Here is a 13,307-nt window from a genome sequence, read left to right as displayed (position 1 = left end):
CGTCGGGCGTGACAGCAGGAGATCCGACACACGGCTACCGGGCGACGTTGGACAAGCGGCCCGCCGAGGTGGCCGCGATGTTCGACCAGGTCGCCGGCAAGTACGACCTCACCAACACCGTCCTCTCGGGCGGGCTGGACGCCGGCTGGCGGCGGGCCACCCGCGAGGCGCTGGGCGCCCGCGCCGGGCAGACCGTGCTGGACGTCGCCGCCGGCACCGGGGTCTCGACCGTCGAGCTGGCCTCGGGCGGTGTGCGGGCGATCGCCTGCGACTTCTCCCAGGGCATGCTGCGGGCCGGTCGGCACCGCCCCGTGCCGATGGTGGCCGGCGACGCCATGGCGCTGCCGCTGGCCGACGAGAGCGTGGACGGCGTCGTCATCTCCTTCGGCCTGCGCAACGTGGCCGACACCGACGCGGCGCTGCGCGAGTTCCTGCGGGTGGTGCGGCCGGGCGGCACGCTGGTGGTCTGCGAGTTCTCCACCCCGACCTGGACGCCGTGGCGCACCGTCTACCTCGAGTACCTGATGCGCGCCCTGCCCTCGATCGCCCGGGGCGTGAGCAGCAACCCCGACGCCTACGTCTACCTGGCCGAGTCCATCCGCGCCTGGCCCGCCCAGGGCCCGATGGCGGCCAAGCTGCAGGCCGCCGGCTGGACCGACGTCGCCTGGCGCAACCTCACCGGCGGCATCGTCGCCCTGCACCGGGGCGTCAAGGCCTGACGCCGGGGTTGGGGGTGGGTGACCTGGGGCACACCTCGTGCATGACCTTCCCGCCCACACCTGACCCCGGCCCCGTCGACGTGCCGCCCACCCCGGTGGACCCGGTGCCGTCGGAGCCCGCGCCGCTCTCCCCGGTGCCCAACCCGACCGACCCGATCGCGCCGCCCCCTTCCTAGACTCCGGGCGTGGTGGACCAGCAGCGGGACGTCGTGGTCGTGGGCGCCGGACCCGCCGGGTCGAGTGCGGCCTACTGGCTGGCCCGGGCCGGGCTCGACGTCCTGGTGCTGGAGAAGTCGCACTTCCCCCGCGAGAAGGTCTGCGGCGACGGCCTGACCCCCCGCGGGGTCGCCGCGCTGGCCGCGATGGACGTCGACGTCGCCGACGACGGCTGGGTGCGGCACCGCGGCCTCCGGGTGCACGGCGGCGGCCAGGTGGTCGAGGTCGACTGGCCGCGGCTGGCCCGGTGGCCGTCGGGTGGGCTGATCCGCACCCGGGCCGACCTGGACGCCCAGCTCGCCCGGCACGCGGTCGCCGCCGGCGCCGAGGTCCGGTTCGGCGTCACCGTCGCCGAACCGCTGCTGGACGACGCAGGCCGGGTGTGCGGTGTGCGGGCCGCCGACGGCGAGGAGTTCCGCTCGACGCTGGTCATCTCCGCCGAGGGCCTGTCCGGCCGGCTGGCCAAGGCGCTCGGGCTCAACCGGCGCACCGACGTCCCGCTCGGGGTCGCCGTCCGGCAGTACCTGCCGACGACGCGGTCGCACGACCCCTACCTCGACATCTCCTTCGACCTCACCGACCACGGCCCCGACGCCGAGTCGATGCCCGGCTACGGCTGGTTCTTCGGCATGGGCGACGGCACGGCGAACGTCGGCTTCGGCCTGCTGGACACCCGGTACGCCGGGGACGACGACACCCGCACGGTCTACCGGCGCTGGCTGCGCTCCCTGCCGGCCTCGTGGGGCATCGACCCCGACGCCCCCGGCACCCCGCTGCGCGGAGCGGGGCTGCCCACGTCGCTGTCCCGGCGGCCGGCCTACACCCGCGGGCTGCTGCTGGTGGGCGACTCCGCGGGCACCGTCAACCCGTTCAACGGCGAGGGCATCTCCTACGCCATGGAGACCGGCCGCACCGGCGCCGGCGTCGTCCTCGCCGCCCTGGCGAAGCCGGCCGGCCCGGCCCGGGAGGCCGAGCTGCGCCGCTACCCGGAGATCCTGCGCCGCGAGTTCGGCGCCCACCACCGGCTGGGCGGGTTGTTCCTCAAGGGCCTGGCCCGGCCCGAGCTGGTCCGGTTCGCCACCGCGCACGGGCTGAAGCGCCCCGCCGCGGTGAGCATCGCCCTGCGGCTGATGGGCAACCTGTCCGACGGCCGGGACGGCGACGCCGTCGACCGCACCCTCGACGTGCTGCACCGCCTCACGCCCTCCCGCTGACCTGCGAGAACCCTGCTGAGGGTGCCCTCACCTGCGGCGCGCCGGAGGGGGGTGCCTTCCGGGAAGTGTGACCTCGGGCATAGGGTCGAGCCGTGTCGACTTGTGAATCAATTCACAAGCAGATCGGGAACTCGGGGAGGCGCTGATGCTCGCGACGTACGCCCCCCTGGTCGGTCTGTTCGTGCTCGCCGCCGGCTTCGCGCTGTTCTCGGTCACCGCGGCGCCGTTCATCGGCCCCCGGCGCTACAACTCGGCCAAGCTCGAGGCCTACGAGTGCGGCATCGAGCCGGTCGACCAGCCGCTGACCGGCGGTCGCTTCCCGATCAAGTACTACCTGACCGCGATGTTGTTCATCGTCTTCGACATCGAGATCGTCTTCCTCTACCCGTGGGCCGTCGCCAACGACCAGCTCGGTGTCTTCGGCCTCGTCGAGATGGTCGTCTTCATCGCCACCGTCTTCATCGCCTACGCCTACGTCTGGCGCCGCGGCGGATTGGAATGGGACTGAGATGGGTCTCGAGGAGAAGCTCCCCAGCGGAGTCCTGCTGACCAGCGTCGAGAAGCTGGTGAACTGGACCCGCAAGTCCTCGCTGTGGCCGGCCACCTTCGGGCTGGCCTGCTGCGCGATCGAGATGATGGCCTCGGGCGCCGGCCGCTACGACCTGGCCCGCTTCGGCATGGAGGTCTTCCGGGCCTCCCCGCGCCAGGCCGACCTGATGATCGTGGCCGGCCGGGTGAGCCAGAAGATGGCCCCGGTGCTGCGCCAGATCTACGACCAGATGCCCGAGCCGCGCTGGGTGCTCGCCATGGGCGTCTGCTCGAGCTCGGGCGGCATGTTCAACAACTACGCGATCGTGCAGGGCGTCGACCACATCGTCCCGGTGGACATGTACCTGCCCGGCTGCCCGCCGCGGCCCGAGATGCTCATGGACGCGATCCTCAAGCTGCACCACAAGATCCAGCACGAGCCGCTGGGCGAGAAGCGGGCCGCCGCCCTCGCCGCCGCCCGCGCGAACGGCACGGCGAAGGACCTCCACGTCGAGATGCCGAGCACCGTGCGCGCCGACAAGGTCGCGCGCAGGGCCTACGAGGACGCCGCTGCCCGTGGCCGCACCGGCCAGTTCGCCATCGAGCAGCGCGGGGGCAACGCCGTCCTCCTCCCGGGGGAGCGGCCGTGACCGGCGCGTTCCGCACCGGCGCCTTCGGGGTCACCGGCAGCGGCGACACCTCCGGCTTCGGCGGGCTGGTCCGGGTCGAGCCCGGCGGCGCCGTCGCGCTGCACACCACCGAGCGGCCCTACGGCGGCTGGTTCGACGAGGTCGCCGACGCCCTGGCCGAGGCGGTCGGGCAGGCCACCTACGACGCCGCCGTCCGCCGGGTGCTGGTCGACCGCGGCGAGATCACCTGGTTCGTGCACCGCGAGCACCTGCTGGTGCTGCTGCAGGCCCTGCGCGACGACGACGCCCTGCGGTTCGAGCTGTGCAGCAGCGTCAGCGGCGTCGACTACCTGGACGCCGGCGGCCCGACGGGGGAGCGGCTGCACGTCGTCCACCACCTGACCTCGATGACCTACCGCCGGCGCATCCGGCTGGAGACCGCGGTCACCGCCGACGACCCGCACGTGCCGAGCTCGACGCGCATCTACCCGACGGCGGACTGGCACGAGCGGGAGGTCTGGGACATGTTCGGCGTCGTCTTCGACGGCCACCCCGCGCTCACCCGGATCCTCATGCCCGACGACTGGGAGGGCCACCCGCAGCGCAAGGACTACCCGCTGGGCGGCGTCCCCGTGGAGTACCACGACGCGACGATCCCGCCCCCGGACGAGAGGCGGTCCTACCGGTGACCACCACCGATCCCTACGCCGGTTCCCGCGAGACCACCGAGGGGCGGGTCTACACCGTCACCGGTGGGGACTGGGACCTCACCTTCGGCTCGGACCCGCTCGCCGAGGAGCGGCTGGTCGTCAACATGGGCCCGCAGCACCCCTCCACCCACGGGGTGCTGCGGCTGGTGCTCGACCTCGAGGGCGAGACGGTCACCAAGGCCCGGGTCGTCATCGGCTACCTGCACACCGGCATCGAGAAGAACGTCGAGTACCGCACCTGGACCCAGGGCACGACCTTCGTGACCCGCATGGACTACCTGGCGCCGCTGTTTAACGAGACCGCCTACTGCCTGGCGGTGGAGAAGCTGCTGGGCATCGAGGTGCCCGAGCGCGCCACGACCATCCGGGTGCTGGTCATGGAGCTCAACCGGATCGCCTCGCACCTGGTCGGGCTGGCCACGTTCGGCATGGAGATGGGCGCGCTCACCGGCATGACCAACGGGTTCCGCGAGCGCGAGCTCGTGCTGGACCTGCTGGAGGAGATCACCGGGCTGCGGATGAACCACGCCTACGTGCGCCCCGGCGGGTTGGCCCAGGACCTGCCCGAGGGCATCGAGGCCAAGATCCGCGAGTTCCTGACGATCATGCCGGAGCGCGCGGCCGGCTTCCACCGGTTGCTCACCGGCCAGCCGATCTGGCAGCGCCGGCTGCGCGACGTCGGCTACCTGGACGTCACCGGCTGCGTCGCCCTCGGCGTCACCGGGCCGATCCTGCGCAGCGCCGGCCTGCCCTGGGACCTCCGCAAGGTCGAGCCCTACTGCGGCTACGAGACCTACGACTTCGAGGTGCCCACGGCCGACACCGCCGACGCCTGGGGCCGCTACCTGGTGCGCATGGCCGAGGTCTCCGAGTCGCTGAAGATCATCGAGCAGGCGCTGGACCGGCTGCGCCCGGGGCCGGTCATGGTCGAGGACAAGAAGATCGCCTGGCCCGCGCAGCTCTCGCTCGGCGCCGACGGCATGGGCAACTCCCTCGACCACGTCAAGCACATCATGGGCCAGTCGATGGAGGCCCTGATCCACCACTTCAAGCTGGTCACCGAGGGGTTCCGGGTGCCGGCCGGGCAGGTCTACAGCGCCATCGAGAGCCCCCGCGGCGAGCTCGGCTTCCACGTGGTCAGCGACGGCGGCACCCGGCCCTTCCGGGTGCACGTGCGCGACCCCAGCTTCGTCAACCTGCAGGCGACGGCGGCGATGAGCGAGGGCGGCATGATCGCCGACGTCATCGCGGCCATCGCCTCCATCGACCCCGTGATGGGGGGAGTCGACCGATGAGTGCGCTGCCCGGATCAGCGGAGGGGACGGCGGTGACGGGGCTGGACTCCAGCGCCGTCGAGGTGCACGGGGACCTCCCGCCGCTGACCGAGACCACCCGCGCCGAGTGCCGCGAGATCATGGCCCGCTACCCGGTGCCGCGGTCGGCGCTGCTGCCGATGCTGCACCTGGTCCAGTCGGTGCAGGGCTACGTCTCGCCCGAGGGCGTGGCGCTGTGCGCGCAGGAGCTGGGGCTGACCAAGGCCGAGGTCGGCGCGGTCGCGACGTTCTACACGATGTTCAAGCGCCGCCCCACCGGCCGGCACCTGGTCAGCGTCTGCACCAACACGCTCTGCGCGGTGCTCGGCGGGCAGAAGATCTACGACGAGGTGGCCGCCGAGCTCGGCGTGCACCACGACGAGACCACCGCCGACGGCGCGATCACCCTCGAGCACGCCGAGTGCCTGGCCGCCTGCGACTACGCTCCGGTGGTCACGGTCGACTACGAGTTCTACGACCAGCAGGACGTCGCCGCGGCCCTCGAGCTGGTCGCCGCCCTGCGTCGCGGCGAGAGGCCGGCACCCACCCGTGGTGCGCCGCTGACCGACTTCCTCGGCGTCTCCCGCCAGCTGGCCGGGTTCTCCCAGCACGCCGACGCCGCGGCCGCCCAGTCCGCGGTCGACGGGCCGAGCGCCGGCGTCCCCACCCTGCGCGGTGTCCGGCTGGCCGCCGAGCGCGGCGAGACCGCACCCCCCATGGCCGCCGGTCCCCCGGAGACCGCGGTCTTCGGGGAAGAGCCCCCGGAGACCGCGGTCTCCGGGGAAGAGCCCCCGGACACCGCGGTTCCTGGGGAGGGCGGGGGGACGCCGGGGGCGCAGGCCGCCGACGCCGAGGTGGCCGCCGCGAGCAACCCGGCCGAGCGCTCCGGCGCCGAGCAGAACCACCCCGACCGCCCCGAGCCGGCCGGCCGCGAGGCCGCCGACCGCGACGCGCCCGCACCCGACGCCGACGGCCAGGCCCAGTCGGGCTCGGGCACGTCGGTCCAGCGAGAGGTCTGACCATGCCGCTGACCCCCGTGCTCACCAGCCGCTTCGCGGAGGAGCGCAGCTGGACCATCGAGACCTACGAGCGCACCGAGGGCTACGCGGCCTGGCGCACCGCGCTGGGCATGACCCCCGACGAGCTGGTCACGCTGGTCAAGGACTCCGGCCTGCGCGGCCGCGGCGGCGCCGGGTTCCCGACCGGCATGAAGTGGAGCTTCATCCCGCAGCCCAAGCCGGGGGAGACCCCGACCGGCCCGGCCGCCAAGCCGAAGTACCTGGTGGTCAACGCCGACGAGGGCGAGCCCGGCACCTGCAAGGACCTCCCGCTGATGATGGCCGACCCGCACTCGCTGGTGGAGGGCGTGGCCATCGCCTCCTACGCGATCCGCTGCCACTACGCGGTCATCTACGTGCGCGGCGAGGCGGTGCACGCCCACCGCCGGCTGCAGGCCGCGGTGGCCGAGGCCTACGCCGCCGGTCACCTGGGCCGCGACGTGCACGGCTCGGGCTACGACCTCGACGTCATCGTGCACGCCGGCGCCGGGGCCTACATCTGCGGCGAGGAGACGGCGCTGCTGGACTCCCTGGAGGGCCGGCGCGGCCAGCCCCGGCTCAAGCCGCCCTTCCCGGCCGTCGCCGGGCTGTACGGCGCCCCGACCGTCGTCAACAACGTCGAGACCCTGGCCAGCGTGCCGTTCGTCGTGCGCGGCGGGTCGGCCTGGTTCAAGGAGTTCGGCCCCGAGAAGTCGCCCGGCCCCAAGATCTACTCGGTGTCGGGCCGGGTCGTGCACCCCGGCCAGTACGAGGCCCCCATGGGGACGACGATGCGCGAGCTGCTGGCGATGGCCGGTGGCGTCCGGCCCGGGCACGAGCTGAAGTTCTGGACGCCCGGCGGCTCGTCCACGCCCTACTTCACCGCCGACCACCTCGACGTCCCGCTGGACTTCGACTCCGTCGCGGCGGCCGGCTCGATGCTGGGCACGACGGCGCTCATGGTCTTCGACGAGACCGACTCGATCGTCGAGGCCACCCTCCGGTTCACCGAGTTCTACGCGCACGAGAGCTGCGGCAAGTGCACCCCTTGCCGCGAGGGCACGTACTGGCTGGTGCAGATCCTCGAGCGGCTGGTCGCCGGGCACGGCACGGCCCGCGACCTGGACCTGCTCACCGACACCTGCGACAACATCCTGGGCCGCTCCTTCTGCGCCCTGGGCGACGGCGCCACCAGCTGCATCGCCTCTTCGCTGAAGTACTTCCGCGACGACTACGTCGCCCTGCTCCCCGCCGACGAGCAGGGCCGGCTGGGCCGCACGCTCCACCTCGAGCCCGTGGGAGCCATGGCATGACGACCCCTGAACCGGCCCGCGCCCAGGTGCCGGCCGTCCCCGGTCCGCACACGCCCGAGGACCACGTCCGGCTGACCATCGACGGGTTCGACGTCGCGGTGCCGAAGGGCACGCTGATCATCCGGGCCGCCGAGCAGATCGGCGTGCAGATCCCGCGGTTCTGCGACCACCCGCTGCTGGAGCCGGTCGGGGCCTGCCGGCAGTGCCTGGTCGAGGTCGAGGGCCAGCGCAAGCCGGTGGCCTCCTGCACCGTGCCGGTGACCCCGGACATGGTGGTCAAGACCCAGCTGACCAGCGAGGTCGCCGAGTCGGCGCAGGCCGGCACGCTGGAGCTGCTGCTGGTCAACCACCCGCTGGACTGCCCGGTCTGCGACAAGGGCGGCGAGTGCCCGCTGCAGAACCAGGCGATGAGCAACGGGCACGCCGAGAGCCGCTTCGAGGGGGTGAAGCGCACCTACCCGAAGCCGTTGCCGATCAGCTCGCAGGTGCTGCTGGACCGCGAGCGCTGCGTGCTGTGCGCCCGGTGCACCCGGTTCTCCCAGCAGGTGGCCGGCGACCCGTTCATCGAGCTGTTCGACCGGGGCGCCCTGCAGCAGGTCGCGATCTACGAGGACGAGCCCTTCGAGTCCTACTTCTCCGGCAACACCGTGCAGATCTGCCCGGTCGGCGCGCTGACCAGCTCGGCCTACCGGTTCCGCTCCCGCCCGTTCGACCTGCGCAGCGAGGCCAGCACCTGCGAGCACTGCGCCTCGGGCTGCGCCCAGCGCACCGACTACCGCCGCGGCACCGTGCTGCGCCGGCTGGCCGGCGACGACCCGGCGGTCAACACCGAGTGGAACTGCGACAAGGGCCGCTTCGCCTTCCGCTACGCCGCGGCCAACGCCCGGCTCACCACGCCGCTGGTGCGGCGCGACGGCGAACTGGTCCCGGCGTCCTGGCCCGAGGCCTGGGCCGCTGCGGCCGCCGGTCTGGCCGCGGCCCGCGAGGACGGCGGGGTCGGCGTGCTGCCCGGCGGCCGGCTCACCGTCGAGGACGCCTACGCCTACGCCAAGTTCGCCCGGGTCGCCCTGGGCACGAACGACGTCGACGCCCGGGCCCGCGCGCACTCGCCCGAGGAGCTGGCCTTCCTGGCCGCGCACGTGGCCGGCACCGCGCCGGGCGCCGGTGCGGTCACCTACGACGAGCTGGTCGCCGCACCGGCGGTCCTCATGGTCGGCTTCGAGCCCGAGGAGGAGTCGCCGATCGTCTTCCTGCGGCTGCGCCGGGCGGTCCGCGAGCGCGCGCTGCCGGTCTTCGACGTCGCCCCCTTCGCCACCCTCGCCGACGAGAAGCTCGACGCCACCCTGCTGGCCACCCCGCCCGGGCTGGAGGCCGCCGTCCTGCGGGCGCTGGCCGCCGAGTCCGCCGGCGGGGTCGGGGCGCGGGCGGCCACCGCCCTGCGGCAGGACGGGGCCGTCGTGCTGGCCGGCGAGCGGTTGGCCGAGATCCCCGGCGCGCTGTCGGCGCTCTCCGCACTGGCCACCGCCTCCGGTGCCCGCATCGCCTGGGTCCCGCGCCGGGCCGGCGAGCGGGGTGCCGTCGAGGTCGGCGCCCTGCCCAGCCTGCTGCCCGGCGGCCGCGCCGTCGAGCACGCCGACGACCGCGCCGACGTCGAGGCCGCCTGGGGGGTCGAGCTGCCCCGCAAGGCCGGCCGCGACCTCACCGCGATCCTGCAGGCCGCGCAGTCCGGTCGGCTGGGCGGTCTGCTGGTCGGCGCCGTCGACCCCGCCGACCTGCCCGACCCGCGCCTCGCCGAGGCCGCGCTGGTCGCCGCCGGGTTCGTGGTCAGCCTCGAGCTGTTCCCCTCGGCGGTGACCGACCACGCCGACGTCGTCCTCCCGGTGGCCGCGGCGCCCGAGAAGGCCGGCAGCTACCTGGACTGGGAGGGCCGGGTGCGGCCCTTCGACGCCACCCTGCACGGCACCGGACAGCTCACCGACGCCCGCGTGCTCACCGGCCTCGCCGACGCGATGGGCGTGCGCCTGGGTCTGTCCGGCGTCGACGACGCCCGCCGCGAGCTGGTCGCCCTCGGCGGGGCCGGCCGGTCCCGCGAGGTCCGCGGGCTGGACGTCGCCCCCGCCGGCAGCCCCCGCGTGGGTGCCGAGCAGGCCGTCCTGGCGTCCTGGCGTCAGCTGCTGGACGACGGCACCCTGCAGCGCGACGAGCCGGCGCTGGCCGGCACCGCACGGCCGGCCGTCGTCCGGCTGGGCAAGGAGACCGCGGTGCGGCTCGGGGTCACCGACGGCGAGCCGGTCACCGTGACCGGCCCGGCCGGGGCGATCACGCTGCCCGCCCGCATCACCGAGATGCCCGACCGCGTGGTCTGGCTGCCCATGAACTCCCCGGGCAGCCACGTCCGGGCCGACCTCGGCACCGCGCCCGGCGGCGTCGTCACCCTGACCGCAGGAGGCGTCGCGTGACCGCACTGGCCGCCGCGGACTCGCCCACGCTGGCCGACTTCGGCAACGACGTCTGGTGGCTGGTGCTGGTCAAGATCGTCGGCGTGTTCGGCCTGCTGGTCGTCATGACGCTGTTCGCGATCGTGTTCGAGCGCAAGGTCGTCGCCCGCATGCAGCAGCGCTCGGGCCCCAACCGGGTCGGTCCGCGCGGCTACCTGCAGAGCCTGGCCGACGGCCTGAAGCTGGCGTTCAAGGAAGACATCATGCCGGCGCTGGCGGACAAGCCGGTGTACTTCATCGCCCCGGTGATCGCGACCATCCCGGCGTTCCTGGCCTTCTCGGTCATCCCGCTGGGCCCCGAGGTGTCGATCTTCGGCCAGCGCACCCCGCTGCAGCTCATCGACGCCCCGATCGGCGTGCTCGTGGTGCTCGCCTGCTCGGCGATGGGCGTCTACGGCATCGTGCTGGGCGGTTGGGCCTCGGGTTCGACCTACCCGCTGCTGGGCAGCCTGCGCAGCGCGGCCCAGATGGTCAGCTACGAGATCGCCATGGGGCTGAGCATCGTCGCGGTGTTCCTCTACGCCGGCACGATGAGCACCTCGGAGATCGTGGCCGCGCAGGCCGGGGACAACCGGCTGGACTTCTTCGGGCTCGAGTTCGACGGGCCCAGCTGGTACGCCGTGCTGCTGCCGGTCAGCTTCATCATCTACGTGATCGCGGTGGTCGGTGAGACCAACCGGGCGCCCTTCGACCTCCCCGAGGCCGAGAGCGAGCTGGTCGGCGGCTTCCACACCGAGTACTCGTCGCTGAAGTTCGCCCTGTTCTTCCTGGCCGAGTACGTCAACATGGTCACCGTCTCGGCCCTGGCCGCCACCCTGTTCCTCGGCGGCTGGCGGGCGCCGTGGCCGGTCTCGATCTGGGACGGCGCCAACTCCGGCTGGTGGCCGCTGCTGTGGTTCCTGCTCAAGGTCGTCGCCGCCCTGTTCGTCTTCATCTGGCTGCGCGGCACGCTGCCCCGCCTGCGCTACGACCAGTTCATGCGCTTCGGCTGGAAGGTGCTGGTGCCCACGGCGCTGGTCTGGATCCTCGCCGTGGCCACCATGCGCACGGTGTCCCGCGAGGCGAACCTGTCCAGCGGTGAGGTGGCCCTCTACGTCGGGCTGCCGATCGCCGCCGTCGTCCTCGCGGTGCTGCTCATCGCCTCCCGCAAGAGCAACGAGGACACCCGCATCGCCGCGCTCAACGCCGCGGCCGGGTCGATCAACCCCACCGAGCCCGAGGTGCTGCCCCCGGTGCGCACCGAGGGTGCCCGCCGCCGGCCCGCCCAGCGCAGCGGTCCCGCCCGGGCCGAGGGCGGGTTCCCCATCCCGCCGATGGACCTGGTGGTGCCCCCGTCACCCCGGCTGGCCAGCAAGGAGCCGGTCGCCGCCGGTGCGCCCGTGGCCAGCGGCCGACGCCGTCCCAGCCCCACCCCCCGGAAGGACGACGATGCCTGACCTCACCCCGGAGAGACGACGCGGCGGCGAGGTCGACCAGACCGGTGGCACCCGCTCCGCGCCGGCCGCGCGCACCAGCCGGCTGCCCGCCCCCGCCCAGGGCTTCGGCGTCACCTTCTCGACGATGTTCAAGAAGGTCACCACCGAGCAGTACCCCGACGAACCCAAGATCACGAAGCCGCGCTACCACGGCCGGCACGTGCTCAACCGGCACCCCGACGGCCTGGAGAAGTGCGTGGGCTGCGAGCTGTGCGCGTGGGCCTGCCCGGCCGACGCCATCTACGTCGAGGGCGGCACCAACACCGACGAGCAGCGGTTCAGCCCCGGCGAGCGGTACGGCGCGGTCTACCAGATCAACTACCTGCGCTGCATCTTCTGCGGGCTGTGCATCGAGGCCTGCCCCACCCGCTCGCTGACCATGAGCAACGACTTCGAGCTGGCCGACGACGACCGCGCGAGCCTGATCTACACCAAGGAGCAGCTGATGGCCCCGCTGCTGCCCGGCATGGAGCAACCCCCGCACCCCATGCGCCTGGGCGACGACGAGAAGGACTACTACCTGCGGGCCGGCTCCTGATGGGCGGCGCAGCAGCAGGCATCGAGATCGGCACGGCCGAGACCGTCGTGTTCTGGATCCTCGGCCCGATCGCCCTGGCCGGCGCGCTAGGCATGGTCTTCGCCCGCAACGCCGTGCACTCGGCGCTGTTCCTGGTGAACACGATGCTGGCGCTGGGGGTGTTCTACGTCGTCCAGGAGGCGCCGTTCCTCGGCGCGGTGCAGATCATCGTCTACACCGGCGCGATCATGATCCTCTTCCTGTTCGTGCTCATGCTGGTCGGCCGCGACTCCTCGGACTCCGTCGTCGAGACCCTCCGGGGTCAGCGGGTCGCCGCCACGGTGCTGGGCATCGGGTTCGCCGGCCTGGTCGGGGCGGGCATCGCGCGGGCCACCGAGGGCATGACCGTCGCCGGCCTGGAGTCGGTGCAGGGCGGTGCGGGCGGCGCCGCCGACGGCAACATCGAGGCCATCGCCCGGTTGCTGTTCACCCGCTACCTGCTGGCCTTCGAGGTCACCAGCGCCCTGCTGATCACCGCTGCGGTCGGCGCGATGGTGCTGGCCCACATCGAGCGCGAGCCCGGCAGCCGGCTGACGCAGAGGGAACGGTCCCGCGCCCGGTTCCTCACCTCCGACCACCCGCAGACCCTGCCCGGCCCCGGTGTCTACGCCCGGGCCAACTCCATCGCCGCACCCGGCCGGCTGCCCGACGGCAGCCCGGCCGAGGCCAGCTACGCCACCGGCGTCGAGCCCCAGGTCGTCGAGGAGCTGCCGCCCGGTGACCACACCGGCGGCGGTCCCGACGGCGCCCTGGGCACCACCCGGGGGGTGACCCGGTGAGCCTGACCAACTACCTGGTGCTGGCCGCGATCCTGTTCACCATCGGTGCCGTCGGCGTGCTGGTGCGCCGCAACGCCATCGTCGTGTTCATGTGCATCGAGCTGATGCTCAACTCGGTGAACCTCACGCTGGTCACCTTCGCCCGGGCCACCGGCACGGTCGACGGCCAGGTCATCGCGTTCTTCGTCATGGTCGTCGCCGCCGCCGAGGTCGTCATCGGGCTGGCGATCATCATGTCGATCTACCGCACCCGCCGGTCGGCCTCGGTCGACGACGCCAACCTGCTGAAGTACTGAGGG

General features: G+C 73.2%; 13 protein-coding genes. All 13 read left to right on the top strand.

Annotation, left to right across the window (positions count from 1 at the left end; translation table 11 throughout):
• The first annotated feature begins 8 nt into the window (after positions 1–8).
• The 13 genes from BLS67_RS02735 (at position 9) to nuoK (ending at position 13,304) form a co-directional block, all read left to right on the top strand.
• Positions 9–719, top strand: coding sequence for a demethylmenaquinone methyltransferase (locus tag BLS67_RS02735; protein WP_165617440.1), 711 nt, complete (start codon positions 9–11; stop codon positions 717–719).
• A 185-nt stretch (positions 720–904) separates the two neighbouring features.
• Positions 905–2,149 carry an NAD(P)/FAD-dependent oxidoreductase gene (locus BLS67_RS02730; protein WP_091238972.1) on the top strand — a complete coding sequence of 415 codons (1,245 nt, stop codon included), beginning with the start codon at positions 905–907 and terminating at the stop codon, positions 2,147–2,149.
• A 145-nt stretch (positions 2,150–2,294) separates the two neighbouring features.
• Positions 2,295–2,657, top strand: a complete 363-nt coding sequence (locus tag BLS67_RS02725) for an NADH-quinone oxidoreductase subunit A (RefSeq protein WP_091238968.1) — start codon at positions 2,295–2,297, stop codon at positions 2,655–2,657.
• 1 nt (position 2,658) lies between these two features.
• A complete protein-coding gene (locus BLS67_RS02720; RefSeq protein ID WP_091238965.1) occupies positions 2,659–3,327 on the top strand; it encodes a NuoB/complex I 20 kDa subunit family protein in 669 nt (222 codons plus the stop codon).
• Positions 3,324–3,995, top strand: coding sequence for an NADH-quinone oxidoreductase subunit C (locus tag BLS67_RS02715; protein ID WP_091238962.1), 672 nt, complete (start codon positions 3,324–3,326; stop codon positions 3,993–3,995). Before BLS67_RS02720 ends, BLS67_RS02715 begins: the two co-directional genes overlap by 4 nt.
• Positions 3,992–5,311 carry an NADH-quinone oxidoreductase subunit D gene (locus BLS67_RS02710; RefSeq protein WP_091238960.1) on the top strand — a complete coding sequence of 440 codons (1,320 nt, stop codon included), beginning with the start codon at positions 3,992–3,994 and terminating at the stop codon, positions 5,309–5,311. The genes BLS67_RS02715 and BLS67_RS02710 overlap by 4 nt, the downstream gene beginning before the upstream one ends.
• Positions 5,308–6,348 carry an NADH-quinone oxidoreductase subunit NuoE gene (gene nuoE / locus BLS67_RS02705; protein WP_091238957.1) on the top strand — a complete coding sequence of 347 codons (1,041 nt, stop codon included), beginning with the start codon at positions 5,308–5,310 and terminating at the stop codon, positions 6,346–6,348. Before BLS67_RS02710 ends, nuoE begins: the two co-directional genes overlap by 4 nt.
• A gap of 2 nt (positions 6,349–6,350) precedes the next feature.
• Entirely contained in the window at positions 6,351–7,679 is a 1,329-nt protein-coding gene (nuoF, locus tag BLS67_RS02700; RefSeq protein WP_091238955.1) for an NADH-quinone oxidoreductase subunit NuoF, read from the top strand.
• Complete coding sequence (locus BLS67_RS02695) at positions 7,676–10,138, top strand: NADH-quinone oxidoreductase subunit G (protein WP_091238953.1); 2,463 nt, start codon at positions 7,676–7,678, stop codon at positions 10,136–10,138. The genes nuoF and BLS67_RS02695 overlap by 4 nt, the downstream gene beginning before the upstream one ends.
• A complete protein-coding gene (nuoH, locus tag BLS67_RS02690; protein WP_091238950.1) occupies positions 10,135–11,613 on the top strand; it encodes an NADH-quinone oxidoreductase subunit NuoH in 1,479 nt (492 codons plus the stop codon). Before BLS67_RS02695 ends, nuoH begins: the two co-directional genes overlap by 4 nt.
• A complete protein-coding gene (gene nuoI / locus BLS67_RS02685) occupies positions 11,606–12,190 on the top strand; it encodes an NADH-quinone oxidoreductase subunit NuoI (protein WP_091238947.1) in 585 nt (194 codons plus the stop codon). Before nuoH ends, nuoI begins: the two co-directional genes overlap by 8 nt.
• Positions 12,190–13,008 carry an NADH-quinone oxidoreductase subunit J gene (locus tag BLS67_RS02680; protein ID WP_091238945.1) on the top strand — a complete coding sequence of 273 codons (819 nt, stop codon included), beginning with the start codon at positions 12,190–12,192 and terminating at the stop codon, positions 13,006–13,008. The genes nuoI and BLS67_RS02680 overlap by 1 nt, the downstream gene beginning before the upstream one ends.
• The gene (gene nuoK, locus BLS67_RS02675; protein ID WP_091238942.1) at positions 13,005–13,304 is read left to right on the top strand and encodes an NADH-quinone oxidoreductase subunit NuoK; all 300 of its coding nucleotides are present in this window, start codon (positions 13,005–13,007) and stop codon (positions 13,302–13,304) included. Before BLS67_RS02680 ends, nuoK begins: the two co-directional genes overlap by 4 nt.
• The last annotated feature ends 3 nt before the right edge of the window (positions 13,305–13,307 follow it).

The sequence above is a fragment of the Klenkia soli genome (genome assembly GCF_900103975.1).
GTDB lineage: Bacteria > Actinomycetota > Actinomycetes > Mycobacteriales > Geodermatophilaceae > Klenkia > Klenkia soli.
This window is presented reverse-complemented; position numbering and strand designations above follow the sequence as displayed.